Source organism: Devosia sp. Soil_C_22 (assembly GCF_057657195.1).
Genome location: NZ_JBDGIY010000001.1, coordinates 3,179,317 through 3,194,520, shown reverse-complemented (window position 1 = coordinate 3,194,520; position 15,204 = coordinate 3,179,317). Strand labels below are relative to the sequence as shown.

At 65.6% G+C, this 15,204-nt stretch carries 18 protein-coding genes and 1 other RNA gene; 7 read left to right on the top strand and 12 right to left on the bottom strand.

The features are described 5' to 3' along the window. Window positions 1-125: 125 nt before the first annotated feature. The 8 genes from AC3A6I_RS15450 to tkt all read right to left on the bottom strand — a co-directional run bounded on the left by AC3A6I_RS15450 (window position 126) and on the right by tkt (window position 7,221). Window positions 126-1,151, bottom strand: a complete 1,026-nt coding sequence (locus AC3A6I_RS15450) for a class I fructose-bisphosphate aldolase (protein ID WP_487544631.1) — start codon at window positions 1,149-1,151, stop codon at window positions 126-128. 98 nt (window positions 1,152-1,249) lie between these two features. Continuing rightward, window positions 1,250-1,642 (bottom strand): PIN domain-containing protein, encoded by a 393-nt coding sequence (locus AC3A6I_RS15445; protein ID WP_487544629.1) that lies wholly within the window; start codon window positions 1,640-1,642, stop codon window positions 1,250-1,252. Further along, a complete protein-coding gene (locus AC3A6I_RS15440; protein WP_487544628.1) occupies window positions 1,639-1,917 on the bottom strand; it encodes an antitoxin in 279 nt (92 codons plus the stop codon). Before AC3A6I_RS15440 ends, AC3A6I_RS15445 begins: the two co-directional genes overlap by 4 nt. Window positions 1,918-1,976: 59 nt before the next feature. Further along, window positions 1,977-3,176, bottom strand: a complete 1,200-nt coding sequence (locus tag AC3A6I_RS15435; protein WP_487544627.1) for a phosphoglycerate kinase — start codon at window positions 3,174-3,176, stop codon at window positions 1,977-1,979. 67 nt (window positions 3,177-3,243) lie between these two features. Then, the gene (locus AC3A6I_RS15430; RefSeq protein ID WP_487544626.1) at window positions 3,244-3,531 is read right to left on the bottom strand and encodes a hypothetical protein; all 288 of its coding nucleotides are present in this window, start codon (window positions 3,529-3,531) and stop codon (window positions 3,244-3,246) included. Window positions 3,532-3,635: 104 nt separating this feature from the next. Next, entirely contained in the window at window positions 3,636-4,181 is a 546-nt protein-coding gene (locus AC3A6I_RS15425; protein WP_487544625.1) for a putative glycolipid-binding domain-containing protein, read from the bottom strand. A 9-nt stretch (window positions 4,182-4,190) separates the two neighbouring features. Continuing rightward, window positions 4,191-5,198 (bottom strand): type I glyceraldehyde-3-phosphate dehydrogenase, encoded by a 1,008-nt coding sequence (gap, locus tag AC3A6I_RS15420; protein WP_487544624.1) that lies wholly within the window; start codon window positions 5,196-5,198, stop codon window positions 4,191-4,193. Between the two features lie 46 nt (window positions 5,199-5,244). After that, the gene (gene tkt, locus AC3A6I_RS15415; protein WP_487544623.1) at window positions 5,245-7,221 is read right to left on the bottom strand and encodes a transketolase; all 1,977 of its coding nucleotides are present in this window, start codon (window positions 7,219-7,221) and stop codon (window positions 5,245-5,247) included. A gap of 195 nt (window positions 7,222-7,416) precedes the next feature. Between tkt and AC3A6I_RS15410 the strand changes: the two genes are divergently transcribed. The 3 genes from AC3A6I_RS15410 to AC3A6I_RS15400 are packed head-to-tail and all read left to right on the top strand — an operon-like array spanning window position 7,417 to window position 8,403. Then, on the top strand, window positions 7,417-7,701 hold the full coding sequence (locus tag AC3A6I_RS15410) for a DUF4164 family protein (RefSeq protein ID WP_487544622.1): 285 nt from the start codon (window positions 7,417-7,419) through the stop codon (window positions 7,699-7,701). Window positions 7,702-7,705: 4 nt separating this feature from the next. Then, window positions 7,706-8,080: a cell division protein ZapA gene (locus tag AC3A6I_RS15405; protein ID WP_487544620.1), complete on the top strand. Its 375-nt coding sequence runs from the start codon at window positions 7,706-7,708 to the stop codon at window positions 8,078-8,080. A gap of 56 nt (window positions 8,081-8,136) precedes the next feature. Continuing rightward, the gene (locus tag AC3A6I_RS15400; protein ID WP_487544619.1) at window positions 8,137-8,403 is read left to right on the top strand and encodes a type II toxin-antitoxin system ParD family antitoxin; all 267 of its coding nucleotides are present in this window, start codon (window positions 8,137-8,139) and stop codon (window positions 8,401-8,403) included. Between the two features lie 7 nt (window positions 8,404-8,410). Here the strand turns inward: AC3A6I_RS15400 and AC3A6I_RS15395 are convergent, their stop codons facing one another. Together AC3A6I_RS15395 and AC3A6I_RS15390 are read right to left on the bottom strand one after the other, a co-directional pair. Beyond that, entirely contained in the window at window positions 8,411-9,331 is a 921-nt protein-coding gene (locus AC3A6I_RS15395) for a lytic transglycosylase domain-containing protein (protein ID WP_487544618.1), read from the bottom strand. Between the two features lie 8 nt (window positions 9,332-9,339). Next, window positions 9,340-11,031 (bottom strand): cation:proton antiporter, encoded by a 1,692-nt coding sequence (locus AC3A6I_RS15390; RefSeq protein ID WP_487544617.1) that lies wholly within the window; start codon window positions 11,029-11,031, stop codon window positions 9,340-9,342. A 95-nt stretch (window positions 11,032-11,126) separates the two neighbouring features. Between AC3A6I_RS15390 and ssrS the strand changes: the two genes are divergently transcribed. From ssrS to AC3A6I_RS15370, 4 genes are all read left to right on the top strand, one after another. Next, window positions 11,127-11,283, top strand: a non-coding RNA gene (gene ssrS / locus AC3A6I_RS15385) — 6S RNA. An 18-nt stretch (window positions 11,284-11,301) separates the two neighbouring features. After that, window positions 11,302-11,895: a 5-formyltetrahydrofolate cyclo-ligase gene (locus AC3A6I_RS15380; RefSeq protein ID WP_487544616.1), complete on the top strand. Its 594-nt coding sequence runs from the start codon at window positions 11,302-11,304 to the stop codon at window positions 11,893-11,895. Then, complete coding sequence (locus tag AC3A6I_RS15375; protein WP_487544615.1) at window positions 11,892-12,707, top strand: TIGR00282 family metallophosphoesterase; 816 nt, start codon at window positions 11,892-11,894, stop codon at window positions 12,705-12,707. Before AC3A6I_RS15380 ends, AC3A6I_RS15375 begins: the two co-directional genes overlap by 4 nt. A gap of 75 nt (window positions 12,708-12,782) precedes the next feature. After that, window positions 12,783-13,529: a YebC/PmpR family DNA-binding transcriptional regulator gene (locus tag AC3A6I_RS15370; RefSeq protein ID WP_487544614.1), complete on the top strand. Its 747-nt coding sequence runs from the start codon at window positions 12,783-12,785 to the stop codon at window positions 13,527-13,529. On the opposite strand, the gene AC3A6I_RS15365 is transcribed toward AC3A6I_RS15370, so the two are convergent. Both AC3A6I_RS15365 and AC3A6I_RS15360 read right to left on the bottom strand, forming a co-directional pair. After that, entirely contained in the window at window positions 13,530-14,270 is a 741-nt protein-coding gene (locus AC3A6I_RS15365; protein ID WP_487544613.1) for a GGDEF domain-containing protein, read from the bottom strand. It lies immediately after the preceding gene. Window positions 14,271-14,405: 135 nt separating this feature from the next. Continuing rightward, a complete protein-coding gene (locus AC3A6I_RS15360) occupies window positions 14,406-15,176 on the bottom strand; it encodes a GGDEF domain-containing protein (RefSeq protein ID WP_487544612.1) in 771 nt (256 codons plus the stop codon). Between the last annotated feature and the right edge of the window lie 28 nt (window positions 15,177-15,204).

Sequence of the window (15,204 nt, the reverse complement as noted above, 5' to 3'; positions counted from 1 at the left end):
GGTGTTATAGCGACAGGCCGGCCGATGTGGAGCCGGATTCTGGCAGCATGCAGGCAGTCCGGTTACCGGAAAACAAAGAGGGCGCCCGTGGGCGCCCAGTTATTGGGAGGTCTTGAGGGAGACAATCAGGCCGCGAGATCGAGCTCGGGCTTGTACTGGCCGAGGGCTGCCAGGGCGTTCATCTTGGCGCGATGCGCGAATGCGGCCTGCGCCGCGGGCACGTTCGCCTCGTCACCATTCCAGGTGACAAGGGCAGAAGTCTGGAGCGCGCGGCCATAGGAGAAGGTCAGTGCCCAGGGCAGGTTGGGCATCTGGTTCATGGCATTGAGGTGTGCTGTCGCCTCCTCGTCGGACTGGCCGCCCGAAAGGAATGCGATGCCGGGAACGGCGGCCGGCACGTAGTGGCGCAGCGTCTCGACGGTGCGCTGGGCCACTTCCTCGACGCTGGCGCGCTCGCGCGAGCGCAGGCCGGGGGTGACCATGTTCGGCTTGAGCAGCATGCCGGAAAGGTCGACGCCGGCGAGGCGGAGTTCGCTGAACACGGCTTCCAGCGTCTCGCTGGTCACTTCCTCGCAACGCTGGATCGAGTGATCGCCCGGCTCGCCGTCGGCCAGCACTTCGGGCTCGACCACGGGCACGATGCCGGCTTCCTGGCAATACATGGCATAGCGGGCAAGCGCATGGGCATTGGCGCGGATACCATTGCGGGAAGGGGCATAGCTGGTGATGGCGATGACGCCGCGCCACTTGGCAAAGCCGGCGCCCAGCTTGGCGTAATGCGCGAGGCGCTGGCGCAGGCCATCGAGGCCCTCGGTGATCTTTTCGTCCTTGCTGCCGGGCATGGGCAGGGCGCCGCGATCGACCTTGATGCCCGGAACGACGTCGGTCGCATCAAACAGGTCACGGAACGGCGTGCCGTCCTTGGCCTTCTGCTCCAGTGTCTCCTCGGTGAGGATGACGCCCGAGATGTAGTCGCGCATCGCGTCGGTCGAGCGGAACAGCATCTCGCGATAGTCGCGCCGGGTCTCGAGCGTGACCGGCAGCCCGATCAGGGCGAAGCGCTTGGCGATGGTCCCTTCGGACTCATCGGCGGCAAGGATGCCCTGCCCACGCGTCACGAGTTTTTTGGCGATTGCATTGAGCGAGGCCATGGGGAGGAGGGTCTCCGTTTTGCAATGAACGGAACATGCCCGAGGCAGTTCCCACGGTCGATTGAACCTTAGGCGTCAGACGAAAGAGGGGATGGAAATCACGCTTCCCAATTCTCGATGCGGAGACCGTCGATACGCTCGAACTCGCGGGTGTTGCGGGTAACGAGGGTAAGGTCGCGCGCCAGCGCCTGGCCGGCGATGAGGGTGTCGTAGGGGCCGATTGGTGTACCGCCAGCTTTGAGGATGGCACGGATTTCGCCGGCGCGCTGGGCGTCGCCCGCATCGAACTCAAGCACGCCGAAACGGATATCGGCGATCACCGCGAGGTCCGAGTTGGTTTGGCTGCCTTTGTAGGCACCGAAATAGAGCTCATGCAGCACGATGGCTGACAGGGAGACCAGTCCCGACCCCACGTTGCGGGCCTGTCTCACCACCTGGCGATCACCGCGCAGGAACGCAATCATCGCGTTGGTGTCGAGCAGGTGACTCACTTGAACAGCTTGTCGAGTTCAGGGCGCTCCTGGTCGGTCAGGCGATCTTCCTCGATCGCGCCGAGTCCGTCCTCGCTGAAGTGGCCGACTACTCGATCCATCCAGGCAAACTCGTCTTCCTCGGTCGCCACCTGCTCAAGTACGATGCTGTTGCCCTCGCGCCGGATCGTCACCTCGTCGCTGTCGAAGCGAAACTCCTTGGGCAGCCGGACCGCCTGCGAGCGGCCCGACCAGAAGACCTTGGCCCGTTTCGGGGCGGGATCGTGCTTGTTCATCGGCTCGCGCTCCATGTCATATCTCAGTGATATATATCATGGAGGCCCGAGCCTCAAGATCAGCCCTTCAGCGCCTCGACGCCAGGCAGGGCCTTGCCTTCCATCCATTCGAGGAAGGCGCCGCCTGCGGTCGAGACATAGGTGAACTGGTTCTTCACTTCCGCATGGGCGAGCGCTGCAACTGTGTCGCCGCCGCCGGCTACTGAGACGACCTTGCCGGCCTTGGTGCGGGCGGCCACGTATTTGGCGACCTCGACCGTGCCGTGATCGAAAGGCTTCATCTCGAAGGCGCCGAGCGGGCCGTTCCAGACCACTGTCGCGGCTTCATCGATGGCGCCCTTGATGCGCTCGATCGAGCCGGGGCCGACATCGAGGATCATGCCCTCGGGATCCATGGCGTCGACGCCGTAATAGCGGTGTGGGGCGTTGGCCTCGAAATGCCAGGCGACGCAGGCGTCGATGGGCAGGATGATGGCGCAGCGCGCGGCCTCGGCCTTGTCGCGGATGCGGTTGGCAGTTTCGGCGAGGTCCTTTTCCGCCAGCGACTTGCCAACGCCCAGTCCACCGGCGTGCAGGAAGGTGTTGGCCATAGCGCCGCCGATGACCAGCGCGTCGACCTTGGTGATGAGGTTTTCGAGCAGGTCGAGCTTGGTCGACACCTTGGCGCCGCCGACGATGGCGATCACCGGCCGCTGGGGGGCGCCGAGGCCCTGCTCGAGCGCGGTCAGTTCCTGCTCCATGGCGCGGCCGGCGGCCGAGGGGAGCAGGTGGGCCACGCCCTCGGTCGAGGCGTGGGCGCGGTGGGCGGCCGAGAAGGCGTCGTTGACATAGATATCGCCGAGCTCGGCCATGCGCTTGGCGAGTTCGGCGTCGTTCTCCTCCTCGCCCGGGTGGAAGCGGGTGTTCTCGAGGACGAGGATCGAGCCGGCCGGCGCCTCGTCGATCGCCTGCCTGGCCTTGCTTACGTCGACCCAGTCGGTGGCAATGAAGCCGACGGGGCGGTCGGTTTCTCCGGCCACGGCGGGGACGACCTGCTCGAGCGAGAACTCCGGATCGACCTTCCCCTTGGGGCGGCCGAAATGGGAGAGGATGATGGCCTTGCCGTCGACCTTGATGATCTCGCGCAGCGTCGGCACCAGGCGCTCGATCCGGGTTGCGTCGGTCACCTTGCCGTCGGCGACGGGAACGTTGAGATCGGCGCGCACCAGCACGCGCTTGCCGGAGAGATCGAAGTCGTCGAGGGTCTTGAAGGCAGCCATCTCACGCGTCCGCTATAGGGGGAGGTGCCGCTGCTATAGCAAGGATTGCTGGCCGGGCAACAGCCGTTCAGGTCCCCACGATCCCCGCAAAAGTTCCGGCGACCGCGAACATCAGGGCGCCGAGCAGCAGGTTGCGAACTGCAAAATAGAGATTGGTGTTGAAGCTGAAGCGGGCGAAGCCCTCGCTAGGCCAGTGGCGCGGGCCGATGCGGCGGCGCAGGGCGCGATCGGCAAGCACCACGTAGAGACCGAACGCCGCCAGCGCCAGGACGAACCACGCAGGGTCGTGCCGGAAACCGAGAACGAGGCTGGCGGCGAGGTTGCCGACAAACAGGAGCTTTTCGATATCACGCAAGGCCGGACGGCTCCGAATCCGTGATCAGACCATGATCATCATAGGTCGAACGGATAACAGTTCGGCGAACAAAACGTTAACGCCAGATGACAGTCCCGCGAGGGTCAGAGCCGCTGGAACAGGGTGGGGTAGTCGATGACGAAGCCGTCTTCGTCGATGGTCAGTACCTGTTCGAAGCTTCCGTCTGCGGCGCGATAGCGGACATGACCGGCATCGAGCCGCGTGTAGATCTGGCCGTCACGGATGGGCAGCAGGGTGTCGAGCGGGACCCACGCCATGTAGAATGAGCGCGGCACGTTCGGCTGCAGCCCGGAGCGGCGGATCGGCAAGGTATTGGTGAAGGGCGTGCCGGAGATGTCGATGTCGATGCAGCCCTGCAACTGGCCGAGAGGCGTACCGGCTCCGTCCCCCCAGTTTCCCTTGCCATCGGAAATGAGCTGCAGGAAGGCGCCGTCAATGCGCTCGAGGCTGAGCGAACGGAACGTATAGTTCCGCTCCAGTTCCATGGCGTAGGACAGGCCGAACTCGAGGCCATTCATTGCCCCGATCAGGGTGGATGAAACGCGAATGGAATCCGGCATCTCACGCACTTGGCAGTGCTCGAGCCCGTTATGCTCGAGCGACCGCCAGCGCAGTACGCGATCGGTCATGGCCGCCGATCAGAGGGTCTTGGCGAACACGGCCGTGACGTCGGCCATGCGGTTCGAGAAACCCCACTCGTTGTCGTACCAGCCCATGATGTTGACGAAGTTGCCGTCGATCACCTTGGTCTGGTCGATCAGGATGGTCGACGAGTGCGGATCGTGGTTGAGGTCCGACGACACCAGCGGGTGCAGGGTGTAGGTCATCACGCCCTTGAGCGCGCCGTTCGAAGCAGCGATCAGCGCGTCGTTGACTTCCTGCACGGTGGTCGAACGCTTGGCGACGAACTTCAGGTCCACCAGCGACACGTTCGGGGTCGGCACGCGGATCGAGATGCCGTCGAGCTTGCCCTTGAGCTCCGGGAGCACGAGGCCGATTGCCTTGGCGGCGCCGGTCGAGGTCGGGATCTGGCTCAAGGCCGCGGCGCGGGCGCGGTAGAGGTCCTTGTGCATGGTGTCGAGCGTGGGCTGGTCACCGGTATAGGAGTGGATGGTGGTCATCATCCCCTTCTCGATGCCGACCAGGTCGTTCATCACCTTGGCCATCGGAGCGAGGCAGTTGGTGGTGCACGAGCCGTTCGAGATCACCACGTCGTCCTTGCCGAGCAGGGCGTGGTTGATGCCGTAGACGATGGTCTTGTCGGCGCCTTCGCCGGGAGCCGAGATGATCACCTTCTTGGCGCCGGCGGTCAGGTGGGCCGAGGCCTTTTCCTTGCTGGTGAAGATACCCGTGCACTCGAGCACGATGTCGACGCCGAGCTCCTTGTGCGGCAGCTGGGCCGGGTCCTTCACCGCGGTCATCTTGAAGGTCTGGTTGCCGGCGGTGATGGTGTCGCCGTTAACGGTCACTTCGTGCGGGAAGCGGCCATGCACGCTGTCATAGCGCAGCAGGTGGGCATTGGTTTCGACCGGGCCGAGATCGTTGGCGGCAACGACCTCGATATCGGTGCGGCCGCTTTCGACGATGGCGCGCAGAATGTTGCGGCCGATGCGGCCGAAGCCATTGATTGCGACGCGAACAGCCATGATGGCTCCTTAGGAAATTCTGGGAGAAGGGCGGAGGCGCGGTTACTTACAACTGCGCCTTGACGGCATCAACTACCGCCTTCGAAGTGATGCCGAAATGCTCGTAGAGCTTCTCGGCCGGGCCGGAAGCACCGAACGAGTGCATGCCGATGAACTTGCCCTTGTCACCGAGCAGCTTCAGCCAGCTCATCTCGATGCCGGCCTCGATCGCCACCTTGGCGCGCGGGTTGCCGATAACCTCGTCGCGGTAGCTCGGCGGTTGCGCGGCGAACAGCTCCATCGACGGCACCGACACGACCTTGGCGGCAATGCCTTCGGCCTTCAGCGCCTCTAGCGCGGCGACCGCGATCGCCACTTCCGAGCCGGTCGCGAAGATCACCACGTCGGCCGACTTTTCGCCCGCGATGACATAGGCGCCCTTGGCCGACGGATTGCCCGACACGGCCTCGGTGCGGAGCGCCGGCAGGTTCTGGCGCGAAAGCGCGAGAATCGAGGGCTTGTCGGCCTCGATGGCGAGCTGCCAGCATTCGAGCGTTTCGACCGCATCGGCCGGCCGGAAGACCAGCAGACCAGGGATGGCGCGGAGGGTCGAGATGTGCTCGATCGGCTGGTGGGTCGGGCCGTCTTCGCCCAGCCCGATCGAGTCGTGGGTCATCACGTAGATGACCTTCTGGCCCATGATGGCGGACAGCCGGATGGCCGGGCGGGCATAGTCGGTGAACACGAGGAACGTGCCGCCATAGGGGATCAGGCCCTTATGCAGCGCGATGCCGTTCATCGCCGCCGCCATCTCGTGCTCGCGGATGCCGTAGCGCATGTAGCGGCCGAGGCGATCCTCGGCGGTGAAGGGCGTGGTCTCGGGCGTGTTGGTGAGGTTCGAGCCGGTGAGGTCGGCGGAGCCGCCGATGGTCTCGGGCAGCAACTTGTTGATCACCTCGAGCGCCATCTGGCTCGACTTGCGGGTCGCGACCTTGGGCTTGTCGGAAACGAGCTTGGCCTTGAAGGCCTCGATCGTCTCGTTCCAGTTGGCCGGCAGCTTGCCGGAAATGCGGCGCTCGAACTCGGCGCGCTTGGCCGGCTCGGCCCCGGCAAGACGGCCTTCCCAGGCCCCCCGCAGGTTGGCTGAGCGGGTGCCGGCGGCGCGCCAGGCGTTGAGCGTCTCGGCCGGGATCTCGAAAGCCGGGTAGGTAATGCCGAGCTGGGCCTTGGCGGCAGCGAGTTCCTCGGCGCCGAGCGGCGAGCCGTGCACGGCGTGCGAGTCCGCCTTCTTAGGCGCGCCGTAGCCGATGATGGTCTTGGCCGCGATCAGGGTCGGGCGGTCCGACGACTTCGAGGCGATCAGCGCCTTCTCGACCGCATCCTGGTCCAGCCCGTCGATCTCGATGGTGTTCCAGCCCACGGCCTTGAAGCGGGCGATCTGGTCGGTCGAGTCGGCGTTCGAGACGCGGCCGTCGATGGTGATGTTGTTATTGTCCCAGATCACCGTCAGCTTGTTGAGCTTGAGGTGGCCGGCCAGCGAGATGGCCTCCTGCGAGATGCCTTCCATGAGGCAGCCGTCACCGGCGATCACCCAGGTGCGGTGGTCGACGAGGTCGGATCCGAACTCGGCGGCGAGCTTGGCTTCGGCGACCGCGAAGCCGACCGAATTGGCGAGGCCCTGGCCGAGCGGGCCGGTAGTGGTCTCGATGCCCTCGGCATGGCCGTATTCGGGGTGGCCGGCGGTCTTACTACCGAGCTGGCGGAAATTCTTGATGTCGTCGATCGACATATCCTCGTAGCCGAGGAGGTAGAGCGCCGAGTACAGCAGCATCGAGCCGTGGCCGGCCGAGAGGATGAAGCGGTCGCGGTCGGGCCAATGCGGATCGGCCGGATCGAACTTCATCACCTTGGTGAACAGTACCGTCGCAATGTCCGCCACGCCCATGGGCAGGCCCGGATGGCCCGAGTTGGCTTTCTCGACCGCATCCATCGAGAGGGAGCGGATGGCGTTGGCCATCTCTTTGGCTTGGGCGGAATTGGGCATGAGACCTGCTTTCGGCTGCGGTGAAAAGGCCCGGAATCCGGGCGCCCCGCACCCCTCCCGGCGAGGCGGCGTTGAGGCTTAGCAGGTTCGTTTGACCTGTCAATGTCGCCCCCTGCGCACCAGGAGTTGCCGCGACACTCCAGCTTTGCGCTATAGTGACAGGTGGAATCGCCGTTTTCCGTCACGGGGGGTGCCGTGTCCGAACAGAACACCGACGATGGATATGAAGCCGCAGCCGGCCGGCTCGACCGCGCGTTTGCACGGCTCGAAGCCAGTGTGCGCGGGCTTAACGGGCGGGTGCGGGCGCATGCGCGCATCGAGGCCGATACGCAAAAGCTGGTGGCCGAGCGCTCCAGGCTTGCCGCCGAACTCGACAAAGTGAGCGCCAGGGCCAAGCGGCTCGACGACAGCTCTGCCGAAGTCGCCCGCCGGCTGGTGGTGGCGATGGAATCGGTGCGCGAAGTGCTGGCCAAGGAGTAGCGCGATGCCCGAGGTCAATGTCGATATCAACGGCCGCAAGTATCGCATGGCGTGCGAAGAGGGGCAGGAGCAGCACCTGCTCGACCTCGCCGAGCGCTTCAACCAGCACATCGACAGCTTCAAGGGCACGTTCGGCGAGATCGGCGACAACCGGCTGACGGTGATGGCGGGCATCGCCGTGCTCGACGAACTGGCCGAGGCGGAACGCCAGATTGCGGCGCTCAAGCAGGATGTCGCCGGGCTCACGCAGGCCGGCGAGGCGCTGTCGCACGAGGCCGAGGATATCGAGCGCAAGTTCGCCAAGCGTCTCAACGACGCCGCGCGCAAGCTCGAGGCGATCGCCACGGTGATCGAGGAGACGGGCGCCGCTGCGAACTAGCCCGGATGGCAAATTCGGCCGGCCTTGGCTAGATTTGGGCCAGAGGAGAGCGTCCGATGGCCAGCATGAGCATTACCCTGCCTGACCAGATGAAGGCGTGGATCGACGAACAGGTCGCCGCCGGGCGCTACGTCAACGCCAGCGACTATGTTCGTGACCTCGTGCGCCGCGACCAGGAGCGGATGCGGAAGCCGGCGCAAGCTTCGGTGAAGCCGGATGCGAATGGCGCCGACGACACCTCGCTCGACAAGGTCTTTGCCGAAACCAAGCGCAAGACCAGGGCGGCGCTCAAGGCCCGTAACACGGTCTCTGGCGCCCGGTAAGCCGCAGCTAATTCTTGCGCACGATGCAGGAGCCGCCGGCGCGGCGCAGCTTGCTGCACAGCGTCTCGGCGGCGTTGCGGTCGTCGCGACCGATCATGGCGAAGTGCCGGAGCCGCGGGCCGAAGTTGGGGTTGCGAGCCTGCAGCAGCATCAGCTTCTCGTCGCCGATGACGGCAGAGTAGCGCGACTGGGCCCGCTCGAAGCTCCTGATGGCGGTGGCCTGCGAGAAGTTCTGCGCCAGCAGCACACCCCAAGGATGCCACTCGCCCGGCTGGCGCTGCATGCTCGGGATGTCGGCGGCCTCGGCCATCTTCACGCAGGCGGAGATGAAGTCGTCGGTCTTGCTGAGCGAGAAATCCACCGTCTGCGGCCCGGCGAGCCAAGTGTCGGCGTCGAGGCCGGTGATGATCTCGACATAGTTCCGCGTTTCGGCGGGCAGGTAGCCGGCGGAGCGCACATAGTTGCCAGCCCGTCCTTCGCCGCCATTGTAGGCGACCGCGGCGAGGCCGACATTGCCGAACTTGTCGGTGAGGAAGCGCAGGTATTCGGCGGATTTCGCCAATGCCTCGGTGGGGTCGAAGGCATTGTTGAGGCCACGCAGCCGGGCGGTGGACGGCATGAACTGGGCGATGCCCTGCGCTCCGGCGATGCTCAGCGCATTGGGGTCGAAATTACTCTCCTGCCAGATCAGCCGCGCGAAGTAGCCGGTGGGCAGCTCGTGCCGGACGGCGAAGAGCTGGATGGCAAGGCAGGTGTCGGCGAAGAAGTGCTCCTGCCGGATGCAGGTTGCGGTCCATTCCGGCGCGTTCGGTGCCGTCGGGTAGCAGGAGCGGACGGGCTCGACCGGCGCCGGGTCCTCCACCGCGACAGCTGGGCTGGCGGAGAGAGCCACGGCGAGCAAAGGAGCGGCGAGCCAGGGGGTGTGCATGCCCGAGGCTAGCGCGGCTCGGTCTCGACGGTCCAGTTGGCCAGTACAGCCTGCTGCAGGTCGAGTTCCTCCAGTTCTTCGCGCAGCACCTCGTCGTCGAGCTGGCGTTCGTCGCGGGCCTTGATCAGCGCGGTGCGGCGGACCTCCAGCATCATGCGGCCGAGTTCGAGCATCAGCGCGCCGTCGTGCTCGCGGACATCCTCGCTGGTCTTGTCGGCATTGCGCATGCGGCGCAGCATCAGGTCGGTCGCCTTCTGCACCTTGGGGTCGGGATTGGCCTCGCGATAGGCAGTCACCGCCGCCTCGGTCGCCGTCTCGGCGATGCGGTTGGCGAGCTTGTGCTGTTCCCTGCGGTAGGTTTCCTCGCGCGGGTCGGAGATGTTCAGCACCTTGATCAGCCAGGGCAGGGTGAGGCCCTGGATCAGCAGGGTGCCGATGGTCACCATGAAGGCGATGGCCTGGATGATGTCGCGGCCGGGAAAGGCCTCGCCGCTCAGCGTGGTGAGCGGAATACCGGCGGCGGCGGCGAGGGTCACCACGCCGCGCATGCCGGTCCAGGCGATGACGATATTCTCGCGCCAGCTGAACGGCTCGGGCACGTTGAAGTCCTCGGGCCGCGCCGGGCGGCCGCCGCGCCGGCGACCCTGCTGGGCCAGGCGCTCGGCCCAGCGCGGGTCGGCCTTCATCTGCTCGAGGCGGCGTTGCGCCGCGCGACCGCGCCAGCGGGCAACCAGCGCCGTGCCGAACACCCAGGCGAAGCGGACAGCAGTCACCGCGATCAGCACGCCTGCCGACAGGGTTACGATCTGCAGGAAGTCGAAGCCGGCGTGCTCGGCCTCCTCGATGACGAAGCGCAGCTGCAGGCCGATATAGGCGAAGACGAAGGCCTCGAGCAGCGCGTCGGTGGTGCGCCAGAACTGCCGCTCCTGGATGCGGGCGGCAAAGCTGGCTTCGCTGGCATTGTGCCCGACGGCAAAGCCGGCCGCGACAACGGCCAGCACGCCCGAAGCGCTCAGCTCCTCGGCGATCATGTAGGCGGTGAACGGCACCAGCACCGAGAGCAGGGTGATGATCGAGGGGTTGGTCAGCCGGCTGCGCAGGCGATTGACGAAAAAGCCGATGACGATGCCGACCAGCGTTCCTGCGATCGCCGAGTACATGAAGAACAGGAAGCGGCCCTCGATGAACAGGTGCGCGCCGGTGACGGTCGCCACCGCGAAGGTGAAGAGCGTCAGCGCAGCGGCGTCGTTGATCAGGCTTTCGCCTTTCAGCACCGTCATCATCCGGCCCGGCAGGCCGAGCTTGCGGCCGATGGCGGTGGCGGTCACGGCGTCCGGTGGCGAGATGACGGCGGCCAGCACCGTCGCAGCTGCGATCGGCAGGCCGGGAATAAAGACCGCCGCGAACGAGCCGACCACCGTGGTCGTCACCACCACGAGGATGACGCCGAGATTGACGATCGAGCCGAGGCGGCGAAGGAAGCTGACGAAGGAGAATTCGGTGGCGGCCGAGTAGAGCAGCGGCGGCAGCACCACGGCGAGGATGATCTCGGGCTCGAGTTCCAGGCGCGGCAGGCCGGGAATCCAGGAGGCGGCGAGGCCGGCCAGTGCCAGCAGCAGCGGCGGCTGGATGTTCCGGCGTTCCGCGAAGATAGTGACCGCGAGCGCCGCGATCATGACGATGAGAATCTGCGAGACCATGCCGCGCTCCGAACCCCGAACCGTCGCCGATTATGCCGGGCGAGGTGGAAAAGGAAACAAGCGCTTGGCGTAGCGGTTGCCCCGACCTTATATTGTGGGCGCTGCCCGGTGCGTGTTGGATCATTTTTCCCTGGGGCCGTACTGATCCTTAAGGGAGCTGTACCTGACCGGACCCGTGGGTTCGGACATACGGCGCCCACCTACGTAAGTAGGTTCCCAGGATCTGTATCCCACGGCCAGGGCGGCACCTGATTTTCTCGCCGGACGTTCATGAGCGACGCACAGATCGAAGAAGCAAAAGCGGCGCTCCGCACAGCGGCGCACAAGAAGCGGGCGGCGTTCCATCCCTCGCTGCGCGGTGAGGCCGCGAAGGCCGCCGCGGCGCACTTCTTCGAGGCAGTTCCGCTCGACAAATCCGAAGTGGTCGCCGGCTACTGGCCGATCCGCGACGAGATGGACGTCAAGAGCGTGATCGGCCGGCTGATGGATGCTGGCCAGCCGGTATGCCTGCCGGTGGTGCTCGGCGACGAGCAGCCGCTTGAGTTGCGGCTATGGCAGGTGGGTGCGCCGCTCTACGAAGCGGGTTACGGCACCTTGGCGCCGGCGGACGATGCGCCGCGCACCGAACCCGACGTCATCCTCATGCCGCTGCTCGGTTTCGACCGCCACGGCACCCGCCTCGGCTATGGCGGCGGCTATTACGACCGTACGCTCGCCGCCTTGAAGAAGCGTCCGCGGCTGATCGGCTTTGCCTTCGCGCTGCAGGAGGTGGATACGATCCCGCGCGATTCCCACGACGTGCCGCTCGATGTCATCGTCACCGAGGATGGGGTGCGCAGCTTCGAGAAGGCGCCGGCCACGTGAGACTTCTGTTCCTGGGTGATGTGGTCGGTCGTTCCGGCCGGGATGCCGTGACCGATCGCCTCGCCGGCCTCGTCGACAAGCATCGCTTCGATTTCGTCGTCATCAATGGCGAGAATGCCAGCCACGGCCGCGGCCTCACCGAGGGGCATTTCGCCGAACTCAAGGCCGCCGGCGCCGATGTGGTGACGCTGGGCGATCACGCCTTCGACCAGCGCGACACACTCAGCTACATCACGCGGGAACCCACGCTGCTGCGCCCGGTGAACCTCGCGCCCGGCACGCCCGGCCGCGGCGCCAATCTGTACGAGAGCCGCAACGGCTTTCGCGTGCTGGTGATCAACGCGCAGGGCCGGGTGTTCATGGATCCGGTGGACGATCCGTTCCGCGCCGTCGAGGCGGCGGTAGCGGCCTGTCCGCTGGGCGAGCAGGCCGATGCCATCGTCGTCGATTTCCATACCGAGGCGACATCAGAGATCCAGGCCATGGGGCATTTCCTCGATGGCAAGGTGAGCCTCGTCGTCGGTACGCACACCCATATCCCGACCGCCGACCACCGGATCCTGCGCGGCGGCACGGCGCTTATGGCCGATGCCGGCATGTGCGGGGACTACGACTCCATCATCGGCGTCGATGTCGAGGAGCCGTTGAACCGCTTCCTCACCGGCATTGCCAATGGCCGGTTTACCCCGGCCGAAGGCGAGGCGACGCTGTCCGGCGTCGCCATCGAGACCGATCCGAGGACCGGGCTCGTCACCTATCTGTCTCCGCTCCGGATCGGCGGAACGCTGGCTCAGGTCGAGCCGCAGTTCTGACCGGCTTCACATTAGCGCGTCGTTTCGCTATATGGCGCGCCATCCCAATCAGGCTCCGACACGAGGGGTGACCGCATGGCCGGCCATTCACACGCCAAGAACATCATGCACCGCAAGGGCAAGTCCGATGCGGCTCGCTCGAAAGTCTTTTCCAAGCTCGCGCGCGAAATCACCGTGGCGGCCAAGCTCGGCATGCCCGACCCGGCCTTCAACGCGCGCCTGCGCCTCGCCGTGCTCAACGCCCGCGCGCAGTCCATGCCGCGCGACAATATCGAGCGCGCCATCAAGAAGGCAGCGGGCGCCGATACCGAGAACTACGAAGAGATCCGCTACGAGGGCTATGGTCCGGGCGGCATCGCTATCATTGTCGAGGCGCTGACCGACAACCGCAACCGCACCGCCTCGAACGTGCGCTCGACCTTCTCCAAGAATGGCGGCGCGCTGGGCGAAACCAACTCGGTCGGCTTCATGTTCGATCGCGTCGGCGAGATCTTCTACCCGGTCTCGGTCGGCTCGGAAGACAAGGTGATGGAAGCGGCCATCGAGGCCGGCGCCGACGACGTCGAGAGCGACGAGGAAGGCCACTGGATCTACACCTCGTTCGAGGCGATGAACGAAGTCTCCGCCGCGCTCGAAAAGGTGCTGGGCGAAGCTGAGAGCACCAAGTTCATCTTCAAGCCGCAGAACACCGTCGAAGTCGATGCGGAAAAGGGCGAGTCGCTGCTGCGGCTGATCAGCATCCTCGAGGAGGATGACGACGTTCAGAACGTCTACGCCAACTTCGATATTTCCGACGAGGATATGGCCAAGATCGACGCCTGATCAGGCGGCTGCGGCCGGCAATGTTTCATAGTGCTTGATGGGCGAGACCGCGGTGCGGTTTCGCCCATTGCGTTTGGCGACATAGAGTTGCTGGTCGGCCAGCCGGAACAGCTCGACGAACGGCAGGTAGCGATCATAGGTCGCCCCGCCCACGGTTACGGTCAGCGCGTGGCGCTGCCCCTGCGGCGCGAACTCGATCTTGCTCGCGGCAATGCGGATGCGCTCGGCCACGGCCTCGCCGACAAAGGGCGAGGTGGCCGGCAGGAAGACCGCGAACTCCTCGCCCCCAATGCGGCCGACCCGGTCGGCACGGCGTAGCACACTGCGGATAGCGAGGGCCAGCAGTTGCAGGGCCGTATCGCCTTCGTCGTGGCCGAAGCGGTCGTTCACCGACTTGAAGTCGTCCGCGTCGATGATCAGCAGTGTTCCCCGCATGCCGTCTTCGGCAAAGCGGGCATCGGCCAGCTCTTCCTCGACCTCCTGGATGAAGGCGGCGCGGGTGAGGAGGCCCGTCAGGTCATCGGTGGTAGCGCGGCGGGCCAGCTGGTCCTGCACGAAGCTCATCCGCCGCATCTTGTTGAGCAGCGCGAAGAGCAGCGGTCCCGCCAACCCAAGCGGCACCAGCACGTCGATGGCAATGGCGTGCTGCAACTCGGCGGGCGTCAGGTTGGGGAAGTTGAAGGAATCAACAAGCAGCGCCACCGCCACGCATCCGAGCGTGCCGAGCACAGTCCAGAGCACGACCTGACCCCAGCCCCTCAGGGCATAATCTCGCGACCGCGTTTCTCGGACCTCCCGTGCAAATCGTGCAAACTCTGCGGGTCGCGGATTGAGATCGGCTCAAGCCGGCTACTGCGATTTTATCGATCGGGCAGGTTAGCCGAGGGCGGCGGCCGGCGCTGCGGGGGCGGCTTCGTCGACGTCGTCGCCGAACTCGATGCGGTTGCGGCCGGCATGCTTGGCTTGGTAGAGGCGCTCGTCGGCGATCCGGAACAGCTGTGCGAAACTGGCGCCATCCGTCGCAACCACCCCGCCAACGCTTATCGACAGGCGCTGCACTACGGTCTCGGAGCTGACGAAGAGGCTGTTCACGCCGACTCGGATGCGCTCGGCGATGCGCGAAGCGGCCTCGAAACCCGCGCCGTCGAGAAATACGCCGAATTCCTCGCCGCCCAGGCGGCCGACGAGATCGGTATCGCGCACGCCCTCGCGGATGGCGCCGGCGATCATCTGCAGCACCTCGTCGCCGCGCTCATGGCCGAAGCGGTCGTTGACGGTCTTGAAGTGGTCGGCATCGATGACGAGCAACGTGCCGCCGGCCTTGCCAAGCGCATCGCCGACGCGCGTGGTGAAGGAACGGCGGTTGAGCAGTCCGGTAAGCCAATCGGTTGAGGCCAGCGCCTCGAGCCGGCCGTTTGCCTCGCGCAACTGCGCCGATTTGATCTGCAGGTAGAACAGGATCGGCCCGCCAAGCACCGTCGGCATGCCGAGCGCGAGCACCATCCCGACATCGTTCATGCCCTGGCCGAGCGAGAACATGATCAACTCGGAAAGCACCCACGAGCCGAGCGTCGACAGGGCCAGGATAAGCAGCGTGCGTCGCCATACCTGCCCCCAGGCAGCCCTCGTTAATTTAGCCTGGCTCATCCTCGCGTCCCCGATGGATGGGACGGGC

Bases quoted from the DNA above. Each gene is read 5' to 3' on its own strand.
- AC3A6I_RS15450 (WP_487544631.1), bottom strand. From the start codon at position 1,151: ATGGCCTCGCTCAATGCAATCGCCAAAAAACTCGTGACGCGTGGGCAG.
- AC3A6I_RS15440 (WP_487544628.1), bottom strand. From the start codon at position 1,917: ATGAACAAGCACGATCCCGCCCCGAAACGGGCCAAGGTCTTCTGGTCG.
- AC3A6I_RS15435 (WP_487544627.1), bottom strand. From the start codon at position 3,176: ATGGCTGCCTTCAAGACCCTCGACGACTTCGATCTCTCCGGCAAGCGC.
- AC3A6I_RS15425 (WP_487544625.1), bottom strand. From the start codon at position 4,181: ATGACCGATCGCGTACTGCGCTGGCGGTCGCTCGAGCATAACGGGCTC.
- gap (WP_487544624.1), bottom strand. From the start codon at position 5,198: ATGGCTGTTCGCGTCGCAATCAATGGCTTCGGCCGCATCGGCCGCAAC.
- tkt (WP_487544623.1), bottom strand. From the start codon at position 7,221: ATGCCCAATTCCGCCCAAGCCAAAGAGATGGCCAACGCCATCCGCTCC.
- AC3A6I_RS15405 (WP_487544620.1), top strand. From the start codon at position 7,706: ATGCCCGAGGTCAATGTCGATATCAACGGCCGCAAGTATCGCATGGCG.
- AC3A6I_RS15400 (WP_487544619.1), top strand. From the start codon at position 8,137: ATGGCCAGCATGAGCATTACCCTGCCTGACCAGATGAAGGCGTGGATC.
- AC3A6I_RS15395 (WP_487544618.1), bottom strand. From the start codon at position 9,331: ATGCACACCCCCTGGCTCGCCGCTCCTTTGCTCGCCGTGGCTCTCTCC.
- AC3A6I_RS15390 (WP_487544617.1), bottom strand. From the start codon at position 11,031: ATGGTCTCGCAGATTCTCATCGTCATGATCGCGGCGCTCGCGGTCACT.
- AC3A6I_RS15380 (WP_487544616.1), top strand. From the start codon at position 11,302: ATGAGCGACGCACAGATCGAAGAAGCAAAAGCGGCGCTCCGCACAGCG.
- AC3A6I_RS15370 (WP_487544614.1), top strand. From the start codon at position 12,783: ATGGCCGGCCATTCACACGCCAAGAACATCATGCACCGCAAGGGCAAG.
- AC3A6I_RS15360 (WP_487544612.1), bottom strand. From the start codon at position 15,176: ATGAGCCAGGCTAAATTAACGAGGGCTGCCTGGGGGCAGGTATGGCGA.